The organism is Nocardioides daphniae (genome assembly GCF_004777465.1).
Taxonomy (GTDB): domain Bacteria; phylum Actinomycetota; class Actinomycetes; order Propionibacteriales; family Nocardioidaceae; genus Nocardioides; species Nocardioides daphniae.
This window is the reverse complement of sequence record NZ_CP038462.1, coordinates 2764176-2790981: the sequence shown is the minus strand read 5'-3', so window position 1 is coordinate 2790981 and position 26806 is coordinate 2764176. Positions and strand designations below refer to the sequence as shown.

23 protein-coding genes and 3 pseudogenes are annotated in these 26806 nt (G+C 71.5%); 20 read left to right on the top strand and 6 right to left on the bottom strand.

Annotated elements, in window-relative coordinates:
• The first annotated feature begins 29 nt into the window (after positions 1-29).
• Genes E2C04_RS22390 through E2C04_RS13640 form a run of 3 tightly spaced genes read left to right on the top strand, consistent with a single transcriptional unit; the run spans position 30 to position 1752 of the window.
• The gene (locus E2C04_RS22390) at positions 30-377 is read left to right on the top strand and encodes an alcohol dehydrogenase catalytic domain-containing protein (RefSeq protein ID WP_238694300.1); all 348 of its coding nucleotides are present in this window, start codon (positions 30-32) and stop codon (positions 375-377) included.
• Entirely contained in the window at positions 374-1150 is a 777-nt protein-coding gene (locus E2C04_RS13645; RefSeq protein ID WP_238694299.1) for a zinc-binding dehydrogenase, read from the top strand. The genes E2C04_RS22390 and E2C04_RS13645 overlap by 4 nt, the downstream gene beginning before the upstream one ends.
• On the top strand, positions 1147-1752 hold the full coding sequence (locus tag E2C04_RS13640) for an MBL fold metallo-hydrolase (RefSeq protein ID WP_135833008.1): 606 nt from the start codon (positions 1147-1149) through the stop codon (positions 1750-1752). Before E2C04_RS13645 ends, E2C04_RS13640 begins: the two co-directional genes overlap by 4 nt.
• Before the next feature lie 66 nt (positions 1753-1818).
• On the opposite strand, the gene E2C04_RS13635 is transcribed toward E2C04_RS13640, so the two are convergent.
• Positions 1819-3390, bottom strand: a complete 1572-nt coding sequence (locus E2C04_RS13635; RefSeq protein ID WP_135833007.1) for a hypothetical protein — start codon at positions 3388-3390, stop codon at positions 1819-1821.
• 96 nt (positions 3391-3486) lie between these two features.
• Here E2C04_RS13635 and guaB point away from each other — a divergent pair, with 96 nt between their 5' ends.
• From guaB to E2C04_RS13575, 13 genes and pseudogenes are all read left to right on the top strand, one after another.
• On the top strand, positions 3487-4989 hold the full coding sequence (gene guaB, locus E2C04_RS13630) for an IMP dehydrogenase (protein WP_135833006.1): 1503 nt from the start codon (positions 3487-3489) through the stop codon (positions 4987-4989).
• A gap of 1 nt (position 4990) precedes the next feature.
• Complete coding sequence (locus E2C04_RS13625; protein ID WP_135833005.1) at positions 4991-5323, top strand: hypothetical protein; 333 nt, start codon at positions 4991-4993, stop codon at positions 5321-5323.
• 4 nt (positions 5324-5327) lie between these two features.
• Positions 5328-6434, top strand: a complete 1107-nt coding sequence (locus tag E2C04_RS13620) for a GuaB3 family IMP dehydrogenase-related protein (protein WP_135833004.1) — start codon at positions 5328-5330, stop codon at positions 6432-6434.
• 20 nt (positions 6435-6454) lie between these two features.
• Positions 6455-7270: a carbon-nitrogen hydrolase family protein gene (locus tag E2C04_RS13615; protein WP_135833003.1), complete on the top strand. Its 816-nt coding sequence runs from the start codon at positions 6455-6457 to the stop codon at positions 7268-7270.
• Between the two features lie 232 nt (positions 7271-7502).
• On the top strand, positions 7503-8345 hold the full coding sequence (locus E2C04_RS13610; protein WP_135833002.1) for a hypothetical protein: 843 nt from the start codon (positions 7503-7505) through the stop codon (positions 8343-8345).
• A gap of 330 nt (positions 8346-8675) precedes the next feature.
• Positions 8676-9035, top strand: coding sequence for a hypothetical protein (locus E2C04_RS13605; protein ID WP_135833001.1), 360 nt, complete (start codon positions 8676-8678; stop codon positions 9033-9035).
• 59 nt (positions 9036-9094) lie between these two features.
• Positions 9095-10666, top strand: coding sequence for a glycerol-3-phosphate dehydrogenase/oxidase (locus E2C04_RS13600; protein WP_338088768.1), 1572 nt, complete (start codon positions 9095-9097; stop codon positions 10664-10666).
• Positions 10578-10805, top strand: a complete 228-nt coding sequence (locus tag E2C04_RS21585; protein WP_338088767.1) for a glycerol-3-phosphate dehydrogenase C-terminal domain-containing protein — start codon at positions 10578-10580, stop codon at positions 10803-10805. The genes E2C04_RS13600 and E2C04_RS21585 overlap by 89 nt, the downstream gene beginning before the upstream one ends.
• Before the next feature lie 281 nt (positions 10806-11086).
• A pseudogene (locus E2C04_RS13595) lies at positions 11087-12495 on the top strand (succinic semialdehyde dehydrogenase).
• Positions 12495-14204 (top strand): GMC oxidoreductase, encoded by a 1710-nt coding sequence (locus E2C04_RS13590; protein ID WP_135833000.1) that lies wholly within the window; start codon positions 12495-12497, stop codon positions 14202-14204. The pseudogene E2C04_RS13595 and the gene E2C04_RS13590 overlap by 1 nt, the downstream one beginning before the upstream one ends.
• A 248-nt stretch (positions 14205-14452) precedes the next feature.
• On the top strand, positions 14453-16015 hold the full coding sequence (gene guaA, locus E2C04_RS13585; protein WP_135832999.1) for a glutamine-hydrolyzing GMP synthase: 1563 nt from the start codon (positions 14453-14455) through the stop codon (positions 16013-16015).
• Positions 16016-16146: 131 nt separating this feature from the next.
• On the top strand, positions 16147-16686 hold the full coding sequence (locus E2C04_RS13580) for a hypothetical protein (RefSeq protein ID WP_135832998.1): 540 nt from the start codon (positions 16147-16149) through the stop codon (positions 16684-16686).
• A 44-nt stretch (positions 16687-16730) separates the two neighbouring features.
• Complete coding sequence (locus E2C04_RS13575; protein ID WP_158630703.1) at positions 16731-17762, top strand: substrate-binding domain-containing protein; 1032 nt, start codon at positions 16731-16733, stop codon at positions 17760-17762.
• 10 nt (positions 17763-17772) lie between these two features.
• On the opposite strand, the gene E2C04_RS13570 is transcribed toward E2C04_RS13575, so the two are convergent.
• The 3 genes from E2C04_RS13570 to E2C04_RS13560 all read right to left on the bottom strand — a co-directional run bounded on the left by E2C04_RS13570 (position 17773) and on the right by E2C04_RS13560 (position 21185).
• A complete protein-coding gene (locus E2C04_RS13570) occupies positions 17773-18063 on the bottom strand; it encodes a hypothetical protein (protein ID WP_202977797.1) in 291 nt (96 codons plus the stop codon).
• Positions 18064-18132: 69 nt separating this feature from the next.
• Positions 18133-19989 (bottom strand): AMP-dependent synthetase/ligase, encoded by a 1857-nt coding sequence (locus tag E2C04_RS13565; RefSeq protein WP_135832996.1) that lies wholly within the window; start codon positions 19987-19989, stop codon positions 18133-18135.
• A gap of 155 nt (positions 19990-20144) precedes the next feature.
• Positions 20145-21185: an LLM class F420-dependent oxidoreductase gene (locus tag E2C04_RS13560; protein WP_135832995.1), complete on the bottom strand. Its 1041-nt coding sequence runs from the start codon at positions 21183-21185 to the stop codon at positions 20145-20147.
• 219 nt (positions 21186-21404) lie between these two features.
• Here E2C04_RS13560 and E2C04_RS18270 point away from each other — a divergent pair.
• Positions 21405-22492, top strand: a pseudogene (locus E2C04_RS18270) (glycerophosphodiester phosphodiesterase family protein).
• Here the strand turns inward: E2C04_RS18270 and E2C04_RS13550 are convergent.
• The gene (locus E2C04_RS13550) at positions 22382-22786 is read right to left on the bottom strand and encodes a hypothetical protein (RefSeq protein WP_135832994.1); all 405 of its coding nucleotides are present in this window, start codon (positions 22784-22786) and stop codon (positions 22382-22384) included. The pseudogene E2C04_RS18270 and the gene E2C04_RS13550 sit on opposite strands and share 111 nt — an antisense overlap.
• Positions 22783-24231: a PspC domain-containing protein gene (locus E2C04_RS13545; protein WP_135832993.1), complete on the bottom strand. Its 1449-nt coding sequence runs from the start codon at positions 24229-24231 to the stop codon at positions 22783-22785. The genes E2C04_RS13550 and E2C04_RS13545 overlap by 4 nt, the downstream gene beginning before the upstream one ends.
• Positions 24232-24375: 144 nt before the next feature.
• On the opposite strand from E2C04_RS13545, the gene E2C04_RS13540 reads away from it, so the two are divergent.
• The 3 genes and pseudogenes from E2C04_RS13540 (at position 24376) to E2C04_RS13530 (ending at position 26743) form a co-directional block, all read left to right on the top strand.
• The gene (locus E2C04_RS13540) at positions 24376-25650 is read left to right on the top strand and encodes an ATP-binding protein (protein WP_135832992.1); all 1275 of its coding nucleotides are present in this window, start codon (positions 24376-24378) and stop codon (positions 25648-25650) included.
• A pseudogene (locus tag E2C04_RS13535) lies at positions 25647-26329 on the top strand (LuxR C-terminal-related transcriptional regulator). The gene E2C04_RS13540 and the pseudogene E2C04_RS13535 overlap by 4 nt, the downstream one beginning before the upstream one ends.
• Positions 26330-26383: 54 nt before the next feature.
• Positions 26384-26743 carry a hypothetical protein gene (locus tag E2C04_RS13530; RefSeq protein ID WP_135832991.1) on the top strand — a complete coding sequence of 120 codons (360 nt, stop codon included), beginning with the start codon at positions 26384-26386 and terminating at the stop codon, positions 26741-26743.
• Positions 26744-26806 lie beyond the last annotated feature (63 nt).

The following is a 26806-nucleotide window of genomic DNA, read 5'->3' as shown; positions in this document are numbered from 1 at the left end:
CAGACCTTCCCCCAGAGCAAGGAGTCTCCATGCAGCAGGTCAAGGCAGTCGTCGCACTCGCCAAGGACGAGCCGGTCAGCGTCGTCACCATCAACGTCCCCGACCCCGGTCCGGGTGAGGCGGTCGTGAAGATCCAGGCCTGCGGGGTCTGCCACACCGACCTGCACTACCGCCAGGGCGGCATCAACGACGAGTTCCCCTTCCTGCTCGGCCACGAGGCGGCCGGCATCGTCGAGGCCGTGGGCCCCGACGTCACCACCGTCGCGCCCGGCGACTTCGTCGTGCTCAACTGGCGCGCGGTCTGCGGCAACTGCCGGGCCTGCGACCGGGGGAGCCGCAGTACTGCTTCGCCACCCACAACGCCACCCAGAAGATGACCCTGGCCGAGGGTGAGCTGGCCGGGACCGAGCTCTCGCCGGCGCTGGGCATCGGCGCCTTCGCCGAGAAGACCCTGGTCGCCGCCGGGCAGTGCACCAAGGTCGACCCGGCCGCCCGTCCGGCCGCCGTCGGCCTGCTGGGCTGCGGCGTGATGGCCGGCCTGGGCGCCGCCATCAACACCGGCAACGTGACCCGCGGCAAGACCGTGGCCGTCATCGGGTGCGGCGGCGTCGGCATGGCCGCCATCGCCGGCTCCGCCCTGGCCGGCGCCTCGAAGATCGTCGCGGTCGACATCGACGCGGCCAAGCTCGAGCAGGCCCTCACCATGGGCGCCACCCACACCGTCAACTCCGCCGAGGTCGACGCGGTCGAGGGGATCAAGGCGATCTGCTCCGACAACGGCGCCGACGGTGCCGACGTGGTGATCGAGGCCGTCGGTCGTCCCGAGACCTGGAAGCAGGCCTTCTACGCCCGCGACCTGGCGGGCACGGTCGTCCTGGTCGGCGTCCCGACGCCCGACATGTTGGTCCCCGACCTCCCGCTCATCGACGTCTTCGGTCGTGGCGGCGCGTTGAAGTCCTCCTGGTACGGCGACTGCCTGCCGAGCCGCGACTTCCCGATGCTGACCGACCTCTACCTGCAGGGTCGGCTCGACCTCGACGCCTTCGTCACCGAGGAGATCGGCATCGACGACGTCGAGGCCGCCTTCGAGAAGATGCACCACGGCGGCGTCCTGCGCTCGGTGGTCGTCCTGGACGGAGCGCAGGCATGAGCGCGCGCATCGACCACGCGGTCGTCTCCGGCACCTTCTCCCTCGACGGCGAGACCTTCGAGGTCGACAACAACATCTGGGTGCTGGGTGACGACACCGAGGTGGTCGTCATCGACGCGCCCCACTCGGTGGACGCGATCATGGACGTCGTGGGCGACCGGAAGGTCAAGGCGATCATCTGCACCCACGCCCACGACGACCACGTACGTGTCGCGCCGGCGCTGCGCGAGCGCACGGTCGCCCCGATCCTGCTGCACCCGGCCGACAGGCCGCTGTGGGAGCTCACCCACGCCGACCACCTCTGGGACGTCGACCTGGCCGACGGCCAGGAGATCGAGGTCGGCGGCGTGAGCGTGCAGGTGATCCACACGCCGGGGCACGCGCCCGGCGCCGTCTGCCTGTACGTCCCCGCGCTCGGCGTCGTCTTCACCGGCGACACGCTCTTCCAGGGCGGGCCCGGGGCGACGGGGCGCTCGTTCAGCGACGCCGACCAGATCCGCGACTCGATCCGGGCGCGGCTCCTGAGCCTGCCGGGCGACACGGTCGTGCGCACCGGCCACGGCGCGTCGACGACGATCGAGGCCGAGCGCGAAGGCATCTGAGCGCTCAATGGTGCAGCGGGAAGGCATCTGAGCGCTCAATGAGCCTTGTACGCCGTGGGGCCGACCTCAGCGTCGACCCCACGGCGTACGGCAGTCGGGGTGCAGCGGCGCGACCGCGGGGGCGTCCACGTGGCGCCGGACCACCATGTCGTCGCAGAAGGTCCCCACGTAGGTGTAGCGCCGGGCGACCACGTCGCCCAGGTGCCTCGCGCCGAGGTCGTCCCACGCGTGCGGGCTGACCGCCTCCACCAGCCAGGTGGGCGCGTCGGGTCCGTCGAGCAGGGCCCGCAGGTCGGACAGGTCTCGGTCGGCGGTGCGCATCGGCAGCGACCAGAGGTGCGCGTAGGGGGAGTCCAGCCCGCTGGCCCACTGCACGTCGGCCCGCCCGCCGTAGACCGTCAAGGTGTCGCCGGGCGTCGCGACCCGGGCGATCTCGCGACCCAGGACGTACTCCTGCGGCGGGTCGCCCCAGCCCCACACCACGCCGATCCAGCCGGCGAGCGAGAGTGCGCTGCTCGCCACGCAGAGCGCCACCACGACCCCCGCGCGGTCCTTCGCCGCGCCGTCGGTGCCGCGGCTCGCCAGCTCCGCGACCCGGGTGCAGGCCCACAGCATGACCAGTGACGGCACGAGCGCGAAGAGGTACGACGTCCAGAAGTTGCCGCTCAGGCCGGCCGCCGCAAGGTCGACGGCCACCGCCCCCGTGGCCGCCAGCGCCGGGGCGGTGAGGCGGCGCCACGCGGTCGGCAGCCGCAGCAGGCTCCTCGCCAGCACCAGCGCCATCCCCGTGGTGGTGAAGACCAGCAGCAGGAGCAGGGCGCGGGTCGCGGGAGCCGTGCCCAGCCCCGAGAACATCACCTTCGAGGCGTCCTCACGGAAGTCGACGACGGCGTTCTCCAACGAGCCGAGGTCGGTGCCCACCGCCCACGTGCCCGCCACCGTCGCCAGCACCGGCACGGCGGCCCCGACCGCAGCCGCCGCGCCCAGCACCAGGAGCGTACGCAGCCTCACCCGCCGGGTCGCCACGGCCGCGACCAGGAGCACGGCGCCGAAGACCAGGCCGCCGAGCAGGCTCTGCTTCAGGCCCGTCGCCGACATCGCCACCAGCCCGGCGGCCGCGGCCCACCCGGCAGCCCGCCACGTCGACCGGGCCCGGAACGCACGCAGCGCCAGGACCGCGCTGGCCAGCACCAGCGGCACGCCCAGCAGTTCGCCCTTGGCCGCCACGGCGTCGACCTGGGCGGTGACCAGGAAGGCGGCCGTCAGCCAGGCCGTCTGGGTCAGGACGCGGCGCTGGGCGTCCTCGTGCAGGGGGCCGTCGGCCCACCGCACGAGCTCACGCACGAAGACGGCCGCCAGCAGGACGGCGACCCCCGCCCCCAGGGCGGCCAGGCCACGCAGGCCGTAGGGGCCGGCGGCGGCGTCGGTCAGGCGTACGAGCAGCCGCAGCGACGGCGGGCGGTCGACGAAGTAGGGGTGGAAGAGCTCGTCGGGGCGCGGGTCCCAGGCCCGCGCGGCCAGCAGGTAGCCCGCCTCGTCGGGCCGCAGCGGCCAGAGGAGCCCGCAGGCACGACCCACGACCGCCGCCAGGGCAGCGGCCCAGACGGCGGAGGGGAGTCGCGGGCGTGACTCGCTCACGCCTCGACCCTAGCGAGCGAGGCGCGGGTCACACAGGCCTGCGCAGGGCTGGTCCGCGTGCGCACTCCTCGCCGAGTCGGGGCTAGAATTCGCGAGGTGGAGACTCCGGAGAAGTTCGCAACCCTCGGCCTGACCTACGACGACGTCCTGCTCCTCCCCGGTGAGTCCGACCTCGCCCCGGACGAGATCGACACCACGACGCGCCTGACCCGCGAGATCTCGATCAAGGTGCCGCTGCTCAGCGCGGCGATGGACACCGTCACCGAGTCCCGGATGGCGATCGCGATGGCGCGCCAGGGCGGCATCGGCGTCCTGCACCGCAACCTCTCGATCGACGACCAGGCCTACCAGGTCGACCTCGTCAAGCGCACCCAGACCGGGATCATCTCCAACCCCGTCACCATCGGCCCCGACGCGACGCTCGAGGACCTCGACCGCATCTGCGGCGAGTACCGCGTCTCCGGCCTCCCGGTGGTCGACGGCTCCAACAAGCTGATCGGCATCATCACCAACCGCGACCTGCGCTTCACGCCCGTCGCGGAGTGGGGGAGCACCAAGGTCGACGAGGTGATGACCCCGATGCCGCTGGTCACCGGCCCGACCGGCATCGACCGCGACGCCGCGACCGCGCTGCTGCGTGCGCACAAGCGCGAGCGCCTCCCGCTCATCGACCCCGACGGCACCCTCACCGGCCTCATCACCGTCAAGGACTTCGTCAAGGGCGAGCAGTTCCCCAACGCCTCGTACGACGCCGACGGACGCCTGCTCGTCGGTGCGGCGATCGGCTACTTCGGTGACGCCTGGGAGCGTGCGACCCGCCTGATCGAGGCCGGCGTCGACGTGCTCGTCGCCGACACCGCCCACGGCCACGTGCACCTGCTGCTCGACATGGTCAAGCGCCTCAAGACCGACCCGGCGACCAAGCACGTCCAGGTCATCGGCGGCAACGTCGCGACCAAGGCCGGCGCGCAGGCCTTCGTCGACGCGGGCGCCGACGCGATCAAGGTCGGCGTCGGTCCGGGCTCCATCTGCACCACCCGCGTCGTCACCGGTGTCGGCGTCCCGCAGGTCACCGCGGTGTACGAGGCGTCCCTGGCCGCCAGGCCCGCCGGCGTCCCGGTGATCGCCGACGGCGGCATGAAGCACTCCGGCGAGATCGCCAAGGCGCTCGTCGCCGGCGCCGACTCGGTGATGCTCGGCTCCCTGCTGGCCGGTTGCGAGGAGTCGCCCGGCGAGCTGGTCTTCGTCAACGGCAAGCAGTTCAAGTCCTACCGGGGCATGGGCTCGCTCGGCGCGATGTCGAGCCGCGGCAAGAAGTCCTACTCCAAGGACCGCTACTTCCAGGCCGAGGTCACGAGCGACGACCAGATCGTGCCCGAGGGCATCGAGGGCCAGGTCGCCTACCGTGGCCCGCTCGGTGCGGTGGCCCACCAGCTGATCGGTGGCCTCAACCAGTCGATGTTCTACGTCGGGGCGCGCACCATCGGCGAGCTGCAGGAGAAGGGCCGGTTCGTCCGGATCACCTCCGCCTCGCTGAAGGAGAGCCACCCACACGGCGTGCAGATGACCGTCGAGGCCCCGAACTACTCGGGGATCTGACATGACCGTCGTCCAGGTGACCCGTGACTCGGCGAGTCTGGACGACCAGGTCCGTGCCCCCCACGTCGTGGCGGCGAGGCTGCCGCAGGCAGCAGAGCTCGACCACGTCGGGGCGTGGATCTCCGCGAGCGGCTACCTCGCCGGCGTACCCGCCGGCACGCCGTGGCTGCTCCGCATCAGCACCAGGGTGGGGCCGGCCGCGGCCCGACTCGTACCGCAGGCGGACGGCCGGGTCACGGTGACCTGGCTGACCGATCCGCACTTCCCACTCGACGGAGTGGGCTGCCTTCATCTGGAGCGGGAGCGCTCCGGGGCTGACGTTCTGGGAGACTGACCACGTGACCGAGATCGAGATCGGCAAGAACAAGCGCGCCCGCCGGGCCTACGCCTTCGACGACGTGGCCATCGTGCCGTCGCGTCGTACGCGTGACCCCGAGGAGGTCAGCGTCGCGTGGCAGATCGACGCCTACCGCTTCGACCTCCCGGTGCTCGCCGCCCCGATGGACTCGGTGATGTCGCCCGAGACGGCGATCGAGCTCGGTCGCCTCGGCGGCCTGGGCGTGCTCAACCTCGAGGGGCTGTGGACCCGATACGCCGACCCGACGCCGCTGCTGGAGGAGGTCGCGGGGCTCCGCGGGGTCGACGCCACCCGGCGCCTGCAGGAGATCTACACCGAGCCGATCAAGGCCGAGCTGATCACCGAGCGCCTCAAGCAGATGCGGGACGCCGGTGTGACCGTCGCGGGCTCGCTCTCGCCGCAGCACACCAAGGAGTTCGCGAAGTCGGTCGTCGACGCCGGTGTCGACATGTTCGTCATCCGCGGCACCACCGTCTCCGCCGAGCACGTCTCCAGCCAGGCCGAGCCGCTGAACCTCAAGGAGTTCATCTACGAGCTCGACGTCCCGGTCATCGTCGGTGGCTGCGCGACCTACCAGGCGGCGCTGCACCTGATGCGCACCGGCGCGGCCGGCGTGCTCGTCGGCTTCGGCGGCGGCGCGGCGCACACCACCCGCTCGGTGCTGGGCATCGCTGTCCCGATGGCCTCGGCCGTCTCCGACGTGGCCGCGGCCCGTCGTGACTACCTCGACGAGTCGGGTGGCCGCTACGTGCACGTCATCGCCGACGGCTCCATCGGTCGCTCCGGCGACATCCCGAAGGCGATCGCCTGCGGCGCCGACGCGGTCATGGTCGGCTCGCCGCTGGCCCGTGCCACCAACGCGCCCGGTCGCGGCTTCCACTGGGGCTCCGAGGCCACGCACGGCGCGCTGCCGCGCGGCCAGCGCGTCGAGTTCGAGCCGGTGGGCACCCTGGAGGAGATCCTCTTCGGTCCCTCCACGGTGGCCGACGGCACGATGAACCTGATCGGTGCGCTCAAGCGCTCGATGGCGACGACGGGCTACACCGAGCTCAAGGAGTTCCAGCGCGTCGAGGTCGTCGTCGGCTGACGCCTGGCGAGACTGGGTGCATGACGACGGGGCCCATGACGACGCTACGGGTGGCTGCCGGCCAGGCGCCGACGGCCTGCGGTGACGTGGCGGCCAACGTCGCCACCGCGGTCCGGCTGGTCCACGAGGCGGGGGAGCGCGGCGTACGCCTGCTCGCCCTGCCTGAGGCCTTCCTGACGACCTACTGCTCCGAGGCGTTCGCGGCGCCGCCGTCGGCCGACGACCTCCCTGAGCTGCTGGCCCCGCTCGCCCGGGCCGCGACGCAGTCAGGGACGACGGTGGTGCTCTGCACGGCGCTCGACCACGGGGCGTCCCGCACGCTCGCCGGCGTGGTGGTCGACGTCGACGGGTCGGTGCGGGTGCCCTACGCCAAGCAGCACCTCTCCGGCGAGCTCGAGCAGCGCCACTTCACCCCGGGCGACCACGGCGCTTCGATCGAGGTCGACGGCTGGGAGGTCGCGCTCTCGGTCTGCTACGACGGCTCCTTCCCCGAGCACGCGCGGGCGGCGGCCGACGACGGCGCGCAGGTCTACGTCAACTCCGCTGCCTTCTTCGTCGGTGGCGAGCACCGCCGCGACCTCTACTACCCGTCCCGTGCGCTCGACAACGGGATCTTCGTCCTCTTCGCCGGGGCGACGGGGGAGTGCGCGCACGACGGCTCCCGGTTCGCCGGGGGCTCCGCGGTGTACGACCCCGAGGGGCGTCCGCTGGCGCGGCTGGGGCGCGAGCAGGGGCTGGCAGTCGCCGACCTCGACCTCGACCTGATGGCGGCGACGCGGGCTGCGCACCCGATGCACGCCGAGCGGCGTACGACGCTGGGCCCCCGCCTGCGCTGAGGGCGCATGCCGTCAGCGGTGACGGGAGTGGCAGTTTTGCCCGCACGGGAAGGTGAAGACGACTAGCCTCTGGCCGTCTTCGAGGTCCGGGTCCTCGCCATTTCTTCCTTGGGTGGAGTGTGCGTTGTCGATGGTGCCTTCCCGGCGTGCAGTTCTCGGTGCGACTGTCTGGTCCGTCCCGGCGATCACCGTGGCCTCTGCGGCCCCCGCCTTCGCGGGGAGCCCCCCTCTGGTGGCGGCGCCGAAGCTGGTCTTCGAGGCCGGTCAGACGACCTTTGAGCGTCCCACCCCGACCAGCTCGTTCTTCCGGCTCTCCTTCGTCAACGCCTACGTGACGTCGGAGGAGGGCGAGGTGGAGCCCGCTGGCCTCACGATGACCGTCACGATGCCCGGCTCGCCGGCCGACCAGGAGATGACGTTCGCGGCGGGTGCGCCGGCAGGGTGGTCGCGCGGCTCGCAGGGCGCGACGGGCTTCGTGGGGACGTACGAGTACCTGCAGCCCTTCGCCCCGGAGGACCAGGCCCGCCTCGACGGTGCTTACGTCTCCAGCACCTACGAGCCGATCATGGGACGACCCCTGCGGCTGCTCTTCGAGGCGGACGGGTTCGAGGCCGTCGAGCACCTCTTCGTGGTCCCCTTCCCCGAGGCGGCCTCGTTCACGGTGACCAACAAGCTCGAGGTCCTCGACCCGGAGGCGCCCTACCTCACCGGCAACGGCACCGCCGTCGTGCTCGACGGCACCGTCGACTGGGCCAACCAGTTCCGGTTCCGGGCCGAGATCGCCTTCACCCCGGACGCCGGCCTCGAGGGCCCGGTGCCGATGCGGCTCGAGCAGCCCGAGGCCTGGGTCTGGCTCGACCAGACCGAGGGCTACGAGATCCAGATGACCGGGCCGGTGACCCTGCAGTACGAGCTCGTCCTGAGCGACGGGCTGACCATCGTCATGGGCGACGACCTCCTGTCGACGCTGCCCGACACCCCTGCCGGCACCTTCACCGTCACCCTCAAGCTGGTCGACATCATCGAGGACCGCGTCGTGCAGTCGACGGTGCTGACCCCGGTGAGCCAGGCCTGAGCGACCCGGACGGCGTGGACAGCCTCGAGGCCGAGCGCACGCGACGCTCGAGGCGGCGGGAACGGGAACCGTGGAAACCTCCCATGTTCACGATTCCGGCACGCCCATGGCGGTGCCGGAACTACCGTGAGCGGGTCATCTTCCGCATCCTCCCCGGAGCCTCCCATTCCCCCGTTGTCCCCCTCCCGTCGTGCCGTCGTCGGCTCGGCCCTCTGGTCCGTCCCGGCCGTGGTCGTGGCGGCCTCGGCTCCCGCCTTTGCCGGCTCCGCGGGGAGTCCTCAGCTGACGTGGGGCGCCAGTCCGGTGGTGCCTTCGCCTGACGTCCCTCTCGTGTGGGACCTGAACTTCGTGGGCGCGCAGATCACGGCCCCCTCGACGCTTGCTGCGGCCGCGTTGGTGGTCATGACCATCACGTTCCAGCCCGGCCCGGGCTCGCAGTACTTGAACCAGACCGTGTACACGTTCCCGGCCCCCGCCGGGTGGACGTCCAACCGCGCTCCTGACCAGGAGGTGCCCTCGGTGACGCTGACCTCCGTCGCGCAGCTCGGCGCTGGTCAGTCCCTCACGCTCGACGGCGTCTTCGCGGGGACCGCTGCCGACAACCAGTTCGGCACCTTCACCGTCGGCGTCACGATCGGCGCGACTTCTGCGTCCTTCATGATCAACACGCCGAGCGCCTTCCCCGTCTGACGGACGCCCGCCCGGACGGCGTTCACCTCCGGGTAACCAGCGACTGGGACACTGGAGGCGTGAGCCGACCCATCGCCCTGAACCCTGACTCCCGTGCGGCTGCCCTGGCGGCCATGGCCTCCGGCGACCTGGACGTCCTGGTGGTGGGCGGGGGAGTGGTCGGGGTCGGCGCGGCGCTCGACGCCGTGACCCGTGGCCTCAACGTCGGCCTCATCGAGCAGCGCGACCTGGCCAGCGGTACCTCCTCGCGCTCCTCCAAGCTCGTCCACGGGGGTCTGCGCTACCTGGAGATGTGCGACTTCGGCCTGGTCAAGGAGGCGCTGGAGGAGCGGGGGCTGCTGCTCACCCGCCTCGCGCCGCACCTCGTACGACCCGTGCCGTTCCTCTACCCGCTGGAGCACGCGTACGAGCGTCCCTACGTCGGCGCCGGCGTCGCGCTGTACGACGCCATGGCGATGGCCGGCAGGTACGAGACGGGCGTGCCGCGCCACAAGCACGTCTTCCGCAAGGAGCTGGCGCGCCTCGCACCGGACGTGCGCACCGACGAGCTGCACGGCGCGATCCGCTACTACGACGCGCAGGTCGACGACGCCCGGCTGGTGATGACGATCGCCCGGACCGCCGCCAACAACGGCGCCCACGTCGCCACCCGCACCAAGGTCACCGGCTTCCTGCGTGAGGGTGAGCGGATCGTCGGCGTCGAGGCCCGCGACCTCGAGAACGGCGTCGACTTCACCGTGCGGGCCCGCACCGTCATCAACGCCGCCGGCGTGTGGACCGACCAGATCCAGGAGATGGTCGGTGGCGAGGGCGCGCTCGACGTCGACGCCTCCAAGGGCATCCACCTCGTCGTCCCGCGCGACCGGATCCGCTCCGAGTGCGGCTTCATCACCAAGACCCCGCACTCGGTGCTCTTCGTGATCCCGTGGGGCCGGCACTGGATCATCGGCACCACCGACACCCCGTGGGACCTCGACCTCGCCCACCCCGCGGCCAGCCGCACCGACATCGACTACCTCCTCGAGCAGGTCAACAAGCTGCTCAAGGTGCCGCTCGACCACGACGACGTCGAGGGCGTGTACGCCGGTCTCCGGCCGCTGCTCAAGCCGTTGCGCAAGGCCGGGGTCGAGGCGGAGACGACGAAGCTGTCGCGCGAGCACACCACGATCAGCCCGGTGCCTGGGCTGGTGCTGATCGCCGGCGGCAAGCTGACCACCTACCGGGTGATGGCCCGTGACGCCGTCGACCTGGCGGTCGCCGACCTCGACCACGTGCGGCCCTCGCTCACCGACCGGGTGCCGCTGGTCGGGGCGTACGGCTTCGAGGCCCGCACCAACCAGCGCGTCGCCCTCTCCCGCGTCGCCGGGATCGGCGTCGGCCGCATCGACCACCTGCTCGGCCGCTACGGCGGCCTGGTCGACGAGGTGCTGGCCCTGGTGGAGCAGCGCCCTGAGCTGGCGCAGCCGCTGCAGCACGCCGACGAGTACCTGGCCGTCGAGGTGGTCTACGCGGTCACCCACGAGGGCGCCCGCCACCTCCGAAGTGCTCGCGCGCCGCACCCGGATCTCGATCGAGACCTTCGACCGCGGGGTCGAGGCCGCGCCGGAGGTGGCTCGGCTGATGGCCGCTGAGCTGGGCTGGGACAAGGCGACCGTGCGGCGCGAGGTCGACCACTGGGTGCGGCGCGTCGAGGCGGAGCGGCACAGCCAACGGATGGCCACCGACACCGAGGCCGACGAGGCGCGGATCGCGGCGCCGGAGATCGTCTGAACGCCCTCGGAGCGAGCCGTCACCCTTTGCTACCCGGGGTAGCCCCGTGAGGTGCAGGTCACATAGTCTCTGACCATGAGCGCCACGCCCTCCTCCCGCGGACCCCTCACCGACGGCCCCCGTGACCCCGAGCTGCACGCCGACGCGAGCTACGCCCTCGACCTGGCCTACGTGACGGCCCTGACCGCACGCATCCCGAGCTCCTCGGGCCGCACGGTCGACACACTTCGCCGATCGGTGGCCAGCCGCTGGGGCAGGTCCCACAGAGCGAGGTCGTCGACGTGGAGCGTGCCTTCGCCCGGGCCCGGGCCGCCCAGAGGGCGTGGGCGCTGGTGCCGGTGACCCAGCGTCAGGAGATCCTGCTGCGCCTGCACGACGTCGTGCTGGAGCGCCGCGAGGAGATCTGCGAGCTGATCTGCCTGGAGTCGGGCAAGGCCCGCAAGGACGCGTTCCTCGAGGTCGCGCACCTGGCGATGACGGCGCGCTACTACGGGCGTACGTCGGCGACCCACCTCGCCACCACCCGCGTGCCGGGCATGTTCCCCGGCCTCACGCACGTCGAGGTCAACCGGATCCCCAAGGGCGTCGTCGGCATCATCTCGCCGTGGAACTACCCTTCACCCTGGCGCTGTGCGACGGCATCCCCGCCCTGGCTGCCGGCAACGCGGTGATCGCCAAGCCCGACCAGCAGACGATCCTCACCGGCCTGCTCGGTGCCGAGTTGATGGAGCAGGCGGGCTTCCCGGCCGACCTGTGGCAGGTCGTCTCCGGCGCGGGCGCCGACGTCGGCACGCCGATGATCGCCGAGGCCGACTACATCTGCTTCACCGGCTCGACGAAGACCGGCAAGCTGATCGCCGGCCAGTGCGCGGAGCGCCTCATCGGCTGCTCGCTCGAGCTGGGCGGCAAGAACCCGATGCTGGTGCTGCGTGACGCGGCCGTCGAGCGGGCCGCGGAGGGCGCCGTACGCGGCTCCTTCTCGAACTCCGGCCAGCTGTGCATCTCGATGGAGCGCATCTTCGTCGCCGACCAGGTCTACGACCGCTTCGTCGAGCGGTTCGTCGCGCGCACCCAGGCGCTGACCCTGGGCGCGTCGACCGCGTGGGAGGTCGACATGGGCACGCTGGTCAGCCAGGCCCAGCTCGACACCGTCGAGGCCCATGTGGCCGACGCCGTCGCCAAGGGCGCCACCGTCCTCACCGGCGGCAAGGCGCGACCCGACCTCGGTCCCTACTACTACGAGCCCACCGTCCTCGAGGGCGTCACGCCCGACATGACCTGCTTCGGCACGGAGACCTTCGGTCCGCTGGTCTCGATCTACCGCTTCCACGACGAGTCCGAGGCCGTCGAGCGCGCCAACGACGGGACGTACGGCCTCAACGCCTCGATCTACTCCAGCGACCACAAGCGGGCCCGCGCCATGGCGCATCGCATCAAGGCCGGCACGGTCAACGTCAACGAGCCCTTCGGTGCCGCGTTCGGCTCGCTCGCCGCCCCGATGGGCGGCATGCGCGAGTCGGGCCTGGGGCGTCGGCAGGGCTCAGAGGGCATCCTGCGCTACACCGAGACCCAGTCAGTCGGCACGCAGCGCGGCCTCGCCATCACGCCGCCCTTCGGCCTCTCGGAGGAGAAGTACGCCGCGATCATGACGGGCGCCCTCAAGGTCCTCAAGAAGGTCGGTCGCGCCTGATGGACGTCCCGCACTACGACGTCGTCGTCATCGGCTCGGGGTTCGGCGGCTCGGTCAGTGCGCTGCGACTGAGAGAGAAGGGCTACTCGGTGGCGGTCCTCGAGGCCGGGGCCCGCTTCGCCGACGAGGACTTCCCGAAGACCTCCTTCGACCTGAAGCGCTACCTCTTCGCGCCCGCTGCCGGCCTCTACGGCATCCAGCGCATCGACATGGTGCGGGACTGCATGATCCTGGCCGGAGCCGGCGTGGGTGGAGGTTCGCTGGTCTACGCCAACACCCTCTACGAGCCGCTCGACGCCTTCTACCGCGACCCGGCGTGGGCGCACATCACCGACTGGAAGGCCGAGCTGGCCCCCTACTACGACCAGGCCAAGCGGATGCTCGGCGTGGTCACCAACCCCGTGCGTACGCCCGCGGACGACGTGATGGAGAAGGTCGCCCAGGACATGGGGGTCGCCGACTCCTTCCACCCCACGCCCGTCGGGGTCTTCTTCGGCGGCCCGGGCCAGGACGAGGGCGCGGAGGTCGAGGACCCGTTCTTCGGCGGGGTCGGCCCGGCGCGACGCGCCTGCCTCAACTGCGGCGAGTGCATGACGGGGTGCCGCCACAACGCCAAGAACACCCTGGTCAAGAACTACCTCCACCTGGCCGAGCAGATGGGCGCCGTCGTGCACCCGCTCACCACCGTCACGCGGGTCCGGCCCCGCGCCGACGGTGGGTACGAGGTGACCGCGCGCTGGACGAAGGCCAAGCTGTCACGGCGTACGGCCGTGAAGCGCTTCACCTGCGACCAGGTGATCTTCTCGGCGGCCGCCCTGGGCACCCAGAAGCTGCTGCACAAGCTCAAGTCCACCGGCGACCTGCCCGAGATCTCCGACCGCCTCGGGGTGCTGACCCGCACCAACTCCGAGGCGATCCTCGGGGCGATCGCGCCCGACCGCAGCGTCGACTACAGCTACGGCGTGGCGATCTCCTCCTCGATCCACCCCGACGAGGAGACCCACATCGAGCCGGTCCGCTACGGCCACGGCAGCAACGCCATGTCGTTGCTGCAGACCGTGCTGGTCGACGCCGTCCCCGGCCGCAACCGTGCCCTCGACTGGGTTCGTGAGATGTGGCGCAAGCGCCGGGAGGTCTTCGACCTCTACGACCTGCGGCACTGGTCGGAGCGCGCGATCATCGCCCTGGTCATGCAGACCAAGGACAACTCGATCACCACGGTGCCGGTGCGGACGCCCTTCGGGTGGCGGATGTCGAGCGTGCAGGGGCACGGGGAGCCCAACCCGACCTACATCGAGGTCGCCTACGACGCCACCCGGCGGATGGCCGACCTGGTCGGCGGGACGCCGGGCGGGTCGATCGGGGAGCCCTTCAACCGTCCGCTCACCGCCCACTTCATCGGTGGCTGCACGATCGGTGACAGCCCCGACAACGGCGTCGTGGACCCCTACCAGCGGGCCTTCGGCCACCCCGGCATCCACGTGGTCGACGGGTCGACGATCTCCGCCAACCTGGGTGTGAACCCCTCGCTCACGATCACCGCCCAGGCCGAGCGGGCGATGGCCTTCTGGCCCAACAAGGGCGAGCCCGACCCGCGTCCGGCGCTGGGGGAGGAGTACCGACAGGTGCGCCCCGTCGCGCCGCGTCGTCCGGCCGTCCCGCAGGCCGCTCCGGGGGCCCTTCGGTTACCCGTGGTTTCGGTCACTTGACCTGTCCTACATGTCAAGAAAAAAGTTGAGGTTTTGCTGAATCGGGGCGTAATACGCGGGCCGGTGGGTCATAGTTGTTGTGCAGGCCCGCCCATCTCTCCCTCCCTTTGATGCGCGGGTCGTGCCCAGCAGGCTTTGCCAGGTGGGCAGTCAGGGCCCGGCCACCCTCCCTCCCGGTCGGGCCCTGGTGCATTTCAGGGGCAGACCTCAGCGGGGCTCCGGGCCGGTCGGTTCGATACGATCAGCCCATGACTGCGCCTGAACACGATCTTGTCCTGGTGGTCGACTTCGGGGCGCAGTACGCCCAGCTGATCGCCCGTCGCGTCCGCGAGGCTCGCGTCTACTCGGAGATCGTGCCGCACGGCACCAGCGTCGAGGCCATCCTGGAGCGCAAGCCGGCCGCGATCATCCTCTCCGGCGGCCCCTCCAGCGTCTACGCCGAGGGTGCCCCCGGCATCGACCCGGCGCTCTTCACCTCCGGCGTCCCGGTCTTCGGCATGTGCTACGGCTTCCAGCTGATGGCCCAGGGCCTCGGCGGCCAGGTCGCCTCGACCGGGACGCGCGAGTACGGTCGTACGCCGGTCACCATCAGCCAGCCGGGCACCCTGCTCGCCGAGATGCCCGCCCAGCACAACGTCTGGATGAGCCACGGCGACACCGTCACCCAGGCGCCCAGCGGCTTCTCCGTGCTGGCCTCCACCGAGGTCACCCCGGTCGCCGCCTTCGAGGACCTCGAGCGCCGCATGGCCGGTGTGCAGTGGCACCCCGAGGTGCTCCACTCCGAGCACGGGCAGAACGTCCTCGAGCACTTCCTCCACGACATCGCCGGCTGCCGCCAGACCTGGACGATGCTCAACGTCGTCGAGGAGCAGGTCGAGAAGATCCGCGAGCAGGTCGGTGAGGGCCGGGCCATCTGCGCGCTCTCCGGCGGTGTCGACTCCGCAGTCGCCGCGGCCCTGGTCCAGCGCGCGATCGGTGACCGCCTCACCTGCGTCTACGTCGACCACGGCATGATGCGCCTGGGCGAGACCGAGCAGGTCCGCCGCGACTTCGAGGAGGTCTTCGACTCCCTCGACGTGGTCGACGCGGAGGAGCAGTTCCTCACCGCGCTGGCCGGCGTCACCGAGCCCGAGACCAAGCGCAAGATCATCGGCCACGAGTTCATCCGGACCTTCGAGGCCGCCGAGGTCCGCGTCTTCGGCGACGCCCAGCAGGGGGAGACGGTCTTCCTGGTGCAGGGCACGCTCTACCCGGACGTGGTCGAGTCCGGCGGCGGTGCCGGCACCTCCACGATCAAGTCGCACCACAACGTCGGCGGCCTGCCCGACGACCTCAACTTCGAGCTGGTCGAGCCGCTGCGGGCGCTCTTCAAGGACGAGGTCCGTGCGGTCGGCGAGCAGCTCGGCCTGCCCGAGCGCATGGTGTGGCGCCAGCCCTTCCCCGGCCCCGGCCTGGGCATCCGCATCATCGGCGAGGTCACCAAGGAGCGGCTCGACATGCTCCGCCAGGCCGACGCCATCGCCCGTGAGGAGCTGACCAAGTCGGGCCTCGACCGCGAGATCTGGCAGATGCCGGTCGTGCTGCTGGCCGACGTCCGCTCCGTCGGCGTCCAGGGTGACGGCCGCACCTACGGCCACCCGGTCGTGCTGCGTCCGGTCACCTCCGAGGACGCCATGACCGCCGACTGGGCCCGCCTGCCCTACGAGGTCATGGAGAAGATCTCCACCCGCATCACCAACGAGGTCGCGGAGATCAACCGCGTGACCATCGACATCACCTCGAAGCCGCCGGGCACCATCGAGTGGGAGTGACCGCAGCAGGGGACGGGTGACGCCCTTCCCCTGAGCGCTGCGGGCCGGACTCCCGTGACGAAGCGCCCCGTACGCACGCTGCGTACGGGGCGCTTCGTCGTGCGTGACCGCCCGCCCGCGACAATGGACCCATGGCTGCGCAGAAGACGATGACCGCTCCCGTCGTGCCCGACCCGGGTCAGGCGGTCGTGATCCGCTTCGACGGACGCGACGTCGTGCTGTGGTGGGGCAAGGGGGAGGGCGACCGCGAGGTGCTCGCGGCGCAGGACGGCAGGCTCATGACCTGGGAGTCGGTGGAGGCGGCCGTGGCGCACGCCGAGGCGGCCGGCTGGGAGATCGACTGGGACGCCGGCACCAACTCCGACCAGCTGACGCTGATGGACTTCAGCGGGGCCCAGCGTCGCCTCGAGAGCGAACGCGCCCCCGTGGCGGCCGAGTCGGCGATGTTCCTGTGGAACTTCGCCACCGACGTCTCCCACACCCTCGACATCCCCTTCAACGACAAGGGGCGGATGGCCGACGAGTGCTACGAGAAGCTGACCAAGGCGACGATCCCGAGCGTCTACGGCCTCGACGCCTACAAGCTGCAGTGGACGCCGGCCGAGTTCAAGGCGGTCCGACGGATCATGGCCGACGCGGTGCACGTGGTGCGCAAGGGGCTCGGCGGCTGATGGCCAGGGGGCCGTTCCCCGCCGCTCTGGCAAGATGGCGGACCATGCCTGCGCCTCGCCTCTCCCGCCTCGTCCTCGCGCTGCTCCTCGGGATCAGCAGCCTGGGGCTCGCCGGGTGCGTCAAGCCGGACAAGGCCGTCGTCGCCCTGCTGCTCGCCTCGTCGCAGGCGACCCGCTGGACCGAGGTCGACCAGCCCGTCTTCGCCCAGCACCTCGAGGACTCCTGCCAGGGCTGCGACTACGTCACCTACAACGCCGGACGTGACGCCGACAAGCAGGCCGAGCAGTTCCGCGACGCGCTGGACGACGGCGCGGACGTCATCGTGCTCAACGCCGTCGACGGCGAGGAGGCCTCCGCGCTGGTCGAGGAGGCCGGCGAGGTCCCGGTGATCGCCTACGACCGCTTCGTCGAGGGCGCCGACCACTTCGTCTCCGCCGACCCCGCCGTGATCGGTCGGATGATGGCGCAGGGCATCGTCGACGCCGTCGGTCGTCGTTCGCAGGTGCTGATGGTCAACGGCGCCACGGGCGACGACAACGCCGCCGAGATCCGTGAGGCCGCGATGGGTGTCTTCAAGCGGCACCGGGTCAAGGTCGTCGCCGAGCTCTCCCCGGACAGCTGGGACGCCGCGTCGGCCAAGCAGTTCGTGCTCGAGCAGAAGGGCCGGATCGGCCGCGTCGACGCCGTCCTGGCCGCCAACGACACCCAGGCCTCCGGCGTCGTCGAGGCGCTCGAGGAGCTCGAGGTCGGCGCCCGGAGCTACCCCTTCGTGACCGGGCAGGACGCCGAGCTCACGGCCGTACGCCGCGTGGTCGCCGGCGAGCAGGGCCTCACGGTCTACAAGGAGATCACCACGATGGCCCAGCGGGCCGCCGACCTCGCCATCGACCTGATGCTCGACGAGGTGCCGGAGGACACGACCGACTACAAGGGAGTGCCCGCCGTGCTCGTCGAGCCGGTGGTGGTGACCCGCGAGACGATCGCCCGGACCGTGGTGCGCGACGGTGTCTACTCCCTCGACGACATCTGCACCGACGACGTCATGGAGACCTGCGAGCAGCTGGCCCTGCGCTGACCGGGGCCCGTCAGCCTCCCGCGGCGACCTCGACCTTCGTACGGCTGCGCAGACCCCACCACTGGGCGAGGGCGAGCCCGGCGATGATGTCCCAGATGCCCCACCAGGCGGCGACCAGGGCCATGCCGCCCAGGCCGTCGAAGTAGGTGAAGACCAGCAGCAGGCCCAGGCCCGCGTTGCGGATGCCGACCTTGAAGGTCATCGCCTTCGTGCTGGCCTCCGGCAGGCGGGTGGCACGGGCGATCGCCCAGCCCAGCGCCAGGGCGAGGGCGTCGTGGAGGAAGACGGCGACCAGCACCACGCCGATGTGCTCGACGAAGATGTCCCAGTTGTTGGCGGAAGGTACCCCGATATAAGTAATTGCAGTGAATTACTTGGCATTGGCGTAGAGCTCGTCGACCACGTCGGCGTACTTGCGGTTGACCACGCGGCGCTTGAGCTTCAGCGAGGGGGTGAGCTCCTCCGACTCGGCGGTCCACTCGTGGGCCAGGAGGGCGAACGCCTTCACCTGCTCGGGGCGGGAGAGTCGTTCGTTGGCCTTGTCGACGGCGGCCTGCACCATGACCCGGATCTCGGACTTGGTCGAGAGGTCGGCCAGGTCGGTGAACTCGAGCCCCATCCGCTGCGCCACCACCGGCGCGACCTCCCCGTCGAGGGTGAGCACGGCGACGACGTACGGGCGGTTGTCGCCGATCGCCATCGCGTGGCCGATCAGCGGCGACTCCTTGAGATGGTTCTCGATGTTGGAGGGCGCGATGTTCTTGCCCGCCGAGGTGATGATGAGCTCCTTCTTGCGGTCGACGACGTAGAAGAAGCCGTCCTCGTCCTGGGTGCCGATGTCTCCGGTGTGCACCCAGCCCTCCGGGTCGATCAGCTGGCGCGTGGCCTCGACCTGCCGGAAGTAGCCCGGGGTGTTGACCGGGCCGCGGACGAGGATCTCGCCGTCGTCGGCCAGCTTCACCTCCATGCCCGGCGTGGCCACCCCGACGCTGCCGATACGGAAGTGGTCGGGGCCGTTGACGGTGACGGCGCCGCAGGTCTCGGTCATGCCGTAGACGTCGTAGACGCGCAGGCCGAGCCCCGCCATGAACTTGGTCGTCTCGACCGGCATGGGGGCCGAGGCCGAGGCGCACCAGCGCACCCGGTCGAGGCCGAGCAACAGCTTGAGGAAGCCGAGGATCGCCTCGTCGGCCTTGCGGTAGGCCTCCTCGATCTCCGGCGTCATCGTGTGGCCGGTCTCCTGCGCCTGCACCCAGGCCAGTCCGGCGGCCATCGACTCCTGCACCAGCCTGACGTTGTCGGGGTTGGGGTCGGCGGCGAGCTTGGCCGAGATGCCGGTCTGGATCTTCTCCCAGACCCGCGGCACCCCGAAGAAGGCCGTCGGGTGGACCTCCCCGAGCGTCGCGACCAGCTGGGTCGGGTCGCCGATGCAGTATGAGTGGCTGCCCAGCAGGGTGGGCCCGTAGACGCCCAGGACGCGCTCGGCGATGTGGGCCAGCGGCAGGTAGCTGATCTGCACCTGACGCTCTCCGATGAGGCCGGCGGCCTCCATCGTGGTCTGGGCCTCGCACAGCACGTTGTGGTGGGTCAGCACCACGCCCTTGGGGTTGCCGGTGGTGCCGGAGGTGTAGAGGATCGTGGCCGGCGTCGACGGGGTGACCAGCTCGGCGCGCTCGTCGAGGGCGCCGGGGCGGTCGCGACGCAGCGCGGCTCCAGCGGCCACGAGCTGCGCCCAGGAGAGGAACTGGTCGCCGTCGGGCAGGGCCGCCTCGTTGATCACCACCACCGTGGTCTCGGGGGAGTCGGCCAGGGCCTTGGCCCACCGGTCGAGGTGGTCGGCGCCCTCGACGATCACGTGCCGGGCACCCGAGTGGCCGGCGATGTAGGCGACCTGGTCGGGGGAGAGGGTGTTGTAGATCGACATCGGGATGGCCGCGGCGTGCACGGCGCCCATGTCGGCCAGCACGTGCTCGATCCGGTTGGTCGCCATGATGGCGACCGGCTGGCCGGGCTCGACGCCGAGGGCGACCAGTCCGGCGGCGGCGTCCAGGGCCGCCTCCCTGGTCTGGCCCCATGTCAGGGTGCGCCAGCCCTCCTCCACGTCGTGGCGGTCGGAGTAGGCCGGCTCGTCGGCGAGCTCCGACGCGGTGGAGGCCAGGTGGTCGAGCAGGGTGCGCCCGCCCAGGATTCGTTCGACACGCGCTCTCTCGGTGAGTACGTCCGTCATTGCGTGATCCCTCCGTGGTTCGTCGTCCTGTGACATACGTCGCAGTGCGTGTGAGGTGAGTCTCACCGACCTGGCCGACAATTTCGAGAGGACGCCGCCGAAAAACAGGCACGGCCCGGACCAGGTGGTCCGGGCCGTGCGTCAGGAGAGACGCCTCAGGAGACGAGCTCCTTCACCTGCTGGATCGTCGCCACCGGGTCGGCCGTGGCCGGAGTGATCGACAGGTTGGTGACGCCCGCCTCGCGGAAGGCGGCGATGCGCTCCTTCACGTAGGACTCCGGGCCGACCAGGTTGGCCGCCTCCAGCCACTCCAGCGGGACGGCCGCCTCGGCCTCGCGCTTCTTGCCCGAGAGGTAGAGGTCCTGGATCTCCTCGGCCTCCTTCTCGTAGCCGTAGGCCTTGGCGATGTCGTTGTAGAAGTTCTTGCCCTTGGCGCCCATGCCGCCGACGTACAGCGCGAAGAGCGGGCGGGCGAAGTCGAGCATCTGCTTGGTCTCGGGCCCCTCGCCGATGGCGACCATCACGTTGGCGACGATCTCCAGGGGGCCGAGGCCCTCCTGGCGCTTCGCCGCACCCCGCGCGAGCGACTCGCCCCAGACCAGGTCGGCCTTGCCGGGGTGGAAGAGGTGCGGGATCCAGCCGTCGGCGATGGTCGCGGCCTGCTCGACGCTCTTCTCGCCCAGTGCGGCGATGAAGATCGGGATGGTGTCGCGCTCGGGGTGGGTGAGCAGCTTGAGCGGCTTGCCCAGCCCGGTGACCGCGCCGCGCTCCTTGGTGAGCGGCAGGTGGAACTCGCCTTCGTTGGTGAGCGCCTCGCGCTTGAGCCCGCGGCGTACGAGGTCGATGATCTCGGCCGTGCGAGCCAGCGGCTTGCGGTAGGGGACGCCGTGGAAGCCCTCGATCACCTGCGGGCCGGAGGCGCCGAGGCCGAGGATCGCGCGGCCACCGGAGACGTTGTCGAGCCCGGCCGCGGTCTGCAGCAGGGCGCCCGGGGTGCGTGAGTAGATGTTGAGGATCGCGGAGCCGATCTCGATCGTCTCGGTCTTGGCGGCCAGGTAGCCCATCAGCGTGGGGGAGTCGAAGCCGTAGGCCTCGGCCACCCAGACCGTGTCGAGCCCGGCCTTCTCGTAGGAGCTGACGGTGTCCGCCGCGGTGCGGGGGTTGCCGTCGTACATGAGCATGGTGGCGAGCTTCACGGGCACCTCATTCGTGGCTGTGCGGTCTTCTTGCGGGCGCCGGTCGGGGCAGCCCACCCCGGACTCTGACAGAACCACTGTCACGATGGCAAGGGTTCAGAGGCAACGTGTGCAACTTGTTGCAAGACGCCGAGTCCGTCGACGAGCGTTCACCTCTCCGCCGTGGCGAGTACGCCTGGGCGACCGCCCTGCGACACGCTCGAGGCACAGCGTCGGGCCATGGCCACCGTGCTCCCGCTCCGTCCCGCTGCCGCCCCGCGCAGCCTGGTCCTGCGTCCTGCCGTCGCCGCCCACCGGGGCGCCAGCGGCCACCGCCCCGAGCACACCCTCGAGGCCTACCGGACCGCGATCCGGATGGGCGCCGACGCGATCGAGGTCGACCTCGTCCCGACGGCCGACGGGTGCTCCTGGCCCGGCACGAGAACGAGCTCTCCCGCACCACCGACGTCGCCTCCGTCAGGCGCTTCGCCCGCCGTCGCCGGGTCGGGTCGGTCGACGGGAAGACCCAGCGGGGCTGGTTCACAGAGGACTTCACCGTCGCCGAGGTCAAGCGGCTCACCGCGCGCGAGCGCAAACCGCGGCTGCGCCCGGCCAACACCCTGTACGACGGTCGCGAGGGCGTCCCGACCCTCGACGAGGTGCTGGCGATGGCGTCGGCCGAGGGAGCCCGCCGGGGGCGCACGGTCGGTCTGCTGCTGGAGCTCAAGACCCCCACCCACTTCGCCGGGCTGGGGCTCGACCTGGTCGACCCGCTGCTGACGGCCCTGCGCCGTCACGGCCTCGACACCGCAGTCTCCGACGTCGCGGTGATGGCCTTCGAGACCGGCGTGCTGCGGCGTGTCGCGCAGCGCAGCCGGGTGGCGGTCGTCCAGCTCCTCGGGGCGGCGCACCGTCGGCCGTGGGACCTCAAGGTGGCGGGCGACCGGCGGACCTACGGTGACCTCGCCTCGCCCGAGGGCCTGGCCTGGGTCGACGAGTACGCCGACGGGCTCGGCGCCACGAAGGAGCTGGTGCTGCCGGTCACCGAGACCGGCGCGCACGCAGCGCCGACGCCGTTGGTGGCCGAGGCCCACAGGCTCGGGCTGACCGTGCACGTGTGGACGCTGCGGGCGGAGAACCGCTTCCTGCCGCCGGCACTGCGGGCGTACGACGACACCTCGACGACCGGGGACATGGCCGCCGAGGTGCGCGCCTTCCTAGCGGCGGGGGTCGACGGGGTGATCACCGACCACCCCGACATCGCCGTCGTCGCGCGTGACGCGTTCGCGCCGGCGGCGGCCGAGCGTCGCGGCGAGCAGGCCCGCTGAGCCAGCCAGCAGCCACGGCACGGGCAGCACCCAGCGCAGGTCGTCGACGGGCAACGAGGCCACCTCGATCGCCACCCAGATGCCGGCGAACGCGGCGAGCACGGTGCCCATGATCAGGTGGGTGAGGTTGACGGGGTGGAGCCCGCCTCGCGTGGCCTGCGGTGCCGTCCTTGCTGCGTCCGTCGTCGTGTCCATCGCCCACTCCTCCGGGTTGCGCACTGCGGTGTCGTCCATTTCGTCGGTGGTGCCGGGGCCGTCGGGGGTGGCGTCCTCCGGGCGGTCGTGGCTGCTCATCGCTGCACCACCTCGATCTCGCCGACGCCCAGCTCGACGGTGATCTGCATCCGCGGGACGTCGGGGCCCAGCGAGGTCTCGCGGCTGACCGCGATCCCGCCGTTCTGGCTGCCGTCGGGGAGCCGGATGTTGCCCGGGCCGCCGACCTCGGTGCGCAGGTCGACGCCCAGCTCGTCGGGGAGGAGGAGCACGATCCGTCCCGCGCCGCCCTCGACCCGCACGTCACGTCCGGCCAGGGCCTCGACGTCGCTCACCTCGGACAGGTCCACCTCCAGCTCGCCTCGGCGCATCTCGTAGAGGTCGCGCACCTGGGCCGCTGTCCCGGGGATCACAGATACCCGGCCGAGGTCGTCGTCCCACCGCTCCGACGCGGTGCCCACGACCGTGACCAGGGCGGCGACCAGACCCAGGGCGATGATGCCGCCGGCGCGGCCCCAGAAGGCACCCAGCAGCAGCATCGCGGCGCAGATCGTCATCGCCAGCGCGGGGTAGGCGCTGCCGGGCACGTCCTGGCCGGCCACGTCGACGGTGCCGAGGACGCCCATCGCGAGCGCGAGCAGGGCCAGGGTGAACCAGAAGAGCACCGGTCCGCGGCGGCGCGGGTCGCGCGGGCGGGTGGCCCGGACGGGCGGCACCGGAGGCGGGGTCGGCGCCCAGGCCCACGGGTCTGTCGGCTGCTGCGGAGGGGGCGGCGGTCCGGACGGACCGTTGACCGGGCTCGAGACCGGGGTCGTGGGCGCACCCCCGGCTGGCTGCACGGCCGGCTGCACGGCCGGCTGCCCGGGCTGCCACTGCTGCACCGGCTGCGTCGGGGAGGGCTGCTGTCCATGGGGGGCAGCGGGCCACCCGGCGGGCGGGTGGGGCGCGGCGTACGCGAGCGTGCCGGGAGGTGCGACGGCTGCCTGCTGCTGCGGGGTGCGGCGGGAGAGGAAGACCCAGGCGACCACGGCGATCACCGCGAGCGGCCACGGGAACCAGTAGAGCCCCCACGTGTCACCCAGCAGGGCCAGGCCGGCCAGGGCCGCGACGACGACCAGCACGAAGCCGCGGGTGCGCTCGTCGAGGTGGATCGGCGCCTCGGCCTTCCCGTCCTCGGGCAGGAAGAGCCACAGGGCGCCGTAGAGCAGGATGCCGGCGCCGCCGAAGAAGGCGAGCACGGCGAAGGTCACGCGCAGGACCAGCGGGTCGACGTTGAAGTGCCGGGCCAGGCCGGAGGCCACACCCGCGACCATGCGGTCCGCCGGGCGGCTCAGGCGGTTGACCTCCTTGACGTGCTCCCAGTCGACGCGTGGTGCGTCGTGGGGAGCGTCGGGGCGGGGCGCCTCGGGCCCGGTGGGCCCGGTGGACCCCGTGGCGCCGGCGTACCCGGGCTGTGCCTGCTGCGCCTGCTCCGGCCGCTCCGGCTGCTCCGGCTGACCGGCGGTGGGGTGGGTGGTCTCGTCCATGTCTCCAAGCCTCGTCGTCGACCCGCGCCCGCGCCATCGGGAAGGACCCTGATCCTGCTCCGGGGTGGGCGGGGCGACCTCAGGGTCCTCTCGGGGTCAGCCCTCATGGTCCCGCACCGGTGCGCCTGACACGATGGAGCCACGATGAGTGCCCCCGACCCCACCACCGCTGCGACGCCCTGGCGGCGCGCCACCCGCAACTCCACCGACCCCTTGGTCGGCGGGGTCGCCTCCGGTCTGGCCGAGCACCTGGGCCTGCCGACGCTGTGGGTGCGGCTCGGCTTCTTCGCCGCCACCGCGCTGAGCGGACTGGGCATCGTGCTGTACGCGGCCCTGTGGCTCTTCCTCCCGACCGACGCCCGCTTCGAGGCGTCGACCCCCGGCTTGGAGAGCGCCACCCGCACCGGCAAGCGCCCGGGGTTGGGCCACCGGATCGGCGACATGGGCCAGGCACTGGCGCTCGGCATCCTGGGTGTCGGGCTCGTCCTCGCCGTCGAGGCCGTGCTCGGTCGTGGCGCCGTCGTCTTCCCGCTGCTGCTCGCCGGCATCGGCGTGGCGCTGCTGTGGCGCCAGGCCGACGAGGCGCAGCGCGAGCGCTGGCTCGACTCCACTGGTCGCGTCGACCCCTTCCGTGCGGTCTTCGGCGCCGGCACCACGGCCTCGTACGTCCGGCTCGCCGCCGGCCTGGGCCTGGTCGTCGTCGCGGTGGCGCTCTTCGCGGTCACCCGCGGACGCTTCGAGGTGGCGCGCGACGTGTGGCTGGCCACGCTCCTGGGCATTGCCGGCCTGGCCGTCGTCGTCGGTCCCTGGGTGGTGCGGCTGGCCTCCGACCTCGGTGCCGAGCGGGCCGAGCGCATCCGTTCCCAGGAGCGCGCCGACATGGCCGCCCACCTGCACGACTCGGTGCTGCAGACGCTGGCCCTGATCCAGCGCAACGCCGCCGACCCGACCCTGGTGGCCCGGCTGGCCAGGGGGCAGGAGCGTGAGCTCCGGGCCTGGCTCTACACCGGCGAGGAGGCCGACGCGGCCACCGTCGCGGGCGCGCTGCGCGAGGCCGCCGGCCGGGTTGAGGACGAGCACGCCGTGGTCGTCGACCTGGTCACCGTCGGCGACCGGACGATGGACGAGTCGATGCGGCCACTGGTCCAGGCAGCGCGCGAGGCGATGGTCAACGCCGCCAAGCACGCCGGGACCGGTCATGTCGACGTCTACGCCGAGACCGCCGAGCGCGCGGTCGAGGTCTTCGTCCGTGACCGGGGCGTCGGCTTCGACCCCGAGGCGGTGGGGGAGGATCGCCACGGCGTACGGCACAGCATCATCGACAGGATGACCCGGCACGGCGGCACGGCGCAGGTGCGCTCGGCCCCCGGCGAGGGCACGGAGGTCCGGCTCTCGATGCCGGTCCACGAGGAGGCATGAGCAGCAGCATGAGCACAGGTGAACCGGTGAAGGTGCTGGTCGTCGACGACCACGCGATGTTCCGGGTCGGCGTGAAGGCCGAGCTGCAGTCGGTGGTGGGCGAGGTGGCGGTCGACGTGGTGGCCGAGGCCGCGGACGTCGACGAGGCGGTCGCCCGGATCGCCGAGACCCGTCCCGACGTCGTGCTCCTCGACGTGCACCTGCCCGGCGGGGGAGGCGTGGAGGTGATGCGCCGCGTCCACGCCGCGATGCCAGGTGGGGCTCCTCGCTTCCTGGCGCTCAGCGTCAGCGACGCCGCCGAGGACGTCATCGGCACGATCCGTGGCGGTGCCCGGGCTACGTCACCAAGACCATCACCGGCCCCGAGCTGGTGGCCGCGATCAAGCGGGTCTCCGAGGGTGACGCCGTCTTCTCGCCGCGCCTGGCCGGCTTCGTGCTCGACGCCTTCGCCGGCTCCATCCAGGTGGCCGCGGTCGACGAGGACCTCGACCGGCTCACCGAGCGCGAGCGGGAGGTGATGCGCCTGATCGCCCGCGGCTACGCCTACAAGGAGGTGGCCAAGGAGCTCTTCATCTCCACCAAGACGGTCGAGACCCACATGTCGTCGGTGCTGCGCAAGCTGCAGCTGAGCTCGCGCCACGAGTTGACCAAGTGGGCCTCGGACCGACGCCTGCTCTGAGGTGGGGCGGTCGCCCTTTCCGACGCCTTGTCGACAACGGGTAGATTCACCGCCATGAACACCCTGGGTCTGATCGTCCTCGTCATCCACATCCTCGGCTTCGCCGCCCTCCTCGGCGGCCTCCTGGCCCAGGCGCGTGAGCCCGAGAAGAAGATCACCGGCGTGATCCGCGACGGCGTCGGCACCGCCTTCGTCGCCGGCATCGTGCTGGTCGGCCTCCTCGAGGCGGGCGACGGCCCGGTGGCCCACGACAAGATCGGCGTGAAGTTCGTGATCACGCTCATCCTGCTGGTCCTGGTGATGATGAACCTGCGCAAGCCGCGCATCCCCAACGGCCTCTACTGGGCCCTGACCGGCATGACGGTCCTCAACATCGTGCTGGCGATCTTCTGGAACGCCAAGCACGGCTACTGACCTCTGACCTCTGCACGGCCGTCGCCCACCGGGCGGCGGCCGTTCGTCGTCCCCGGGGCCTGC

Excerpts from the sequence above, each read along its gene's own strand:
- E2C04_RS13545 (WP_135832993.1), bottom strand. The coding sequence starts at position 24,231 with ATGGACGAGACCACCCACCCCACCGCCGGTCAGCCGGAGCAGCCGGAG.
- E2C04_RS13645 (WP_238694299.1), top strand. The coding sequence starts at position 374 with ATGACCCTGGCCGAGGGTGAGCTGGCCGGGACCGAGCTCTCGCCGGCG.
- E2C04_RS22390 (WP_238694300.1), top strand. The coding sequence starts at position 30 with ATGCAGCAGGTCAAGGCAGTCGTCGCACTCGCCAAGGACGAGCCGGTC.
- E2C04_RS13590 (WP_135833000.1), top strand. The coding sequence starts at position 12,495 with ATGGACGTCCCGCACTACGACGTCGTCGTCATCGGCTCGGGGTTCGGC.
- E2C04_RS13640 (WP_135833008.1), top strand. The coding sequence starts at position 1,147 with ATGAGCGCGCGCATCGACCACGCGGTCGTCTCCGGCACCTTCTCCCTC.
- E2C04_RS13565 (WP_135832996.1), bottom strand. The coding sequence starts at position 19,989 with ATGACGGACGTACTCACCGAGAGAGCGCGTGTCGAACGAATCCTGGGC.
- E2C04_RS13580 (WP_135832998.1), top strand. The coding sequence starts at position 16,147 with ATGGCTGCGCAGAAGACGATGACCGCTCCCGTCGTGCCCGACCCGGGT.
- E2C04_RS13575 (WP_158630703.1), top strand. The coding sequence starts at position 16,731 with ATGCCTGCGCCTCGCCTCTCCCGCCTCGTCCTCGCGCTGCTCCTCGGG.
- E2C04_RS13530 (WP_135832991.1), top strand. The coding sequence starts at position 26,384 with ATGAACACCCTGGGTCTGATCGTCCTCGTCATCCACATCCTCGGCTTC.
- E2C04_RS13550 (WP_135832994.1), bottom strand. The coding sequence starts at position 22,786 with ATGAGCAGCCACGACCGCCCGGAGGACGCCACCCCCGACGGCCCCGGC.
- E2C04_RS13540 (WP_135832992.1), top strand. The coding sequence starts at position 24,376 with ATGAGTGCCCCCGACCCCACCACCGCTGCGACGCCCTGGCGGCGCGCC.
- guaA (WP_135832999.1), top strand. The coding sequence starts at position 14,453 with ATGACTGCGCCTGAACACGATCTTGTCCTGGTGGTCGACTTCGGGGCG.
- E2C04_RS13625 (WP_135833005.1), top strand. The coding sequence starts at position 4,991 with ATGACCGTCGTCCAGGTGACCCGTGACTCGGCGAGTCTGGACGACCAG.
- E2C04_RS13615 (WP_135833003.1), top strand. The coding sequence starts at position 6,455 with ATGACGACGGGGCCCATGACGACGCTACGGGTGGCTGCCGGCCAGGCG.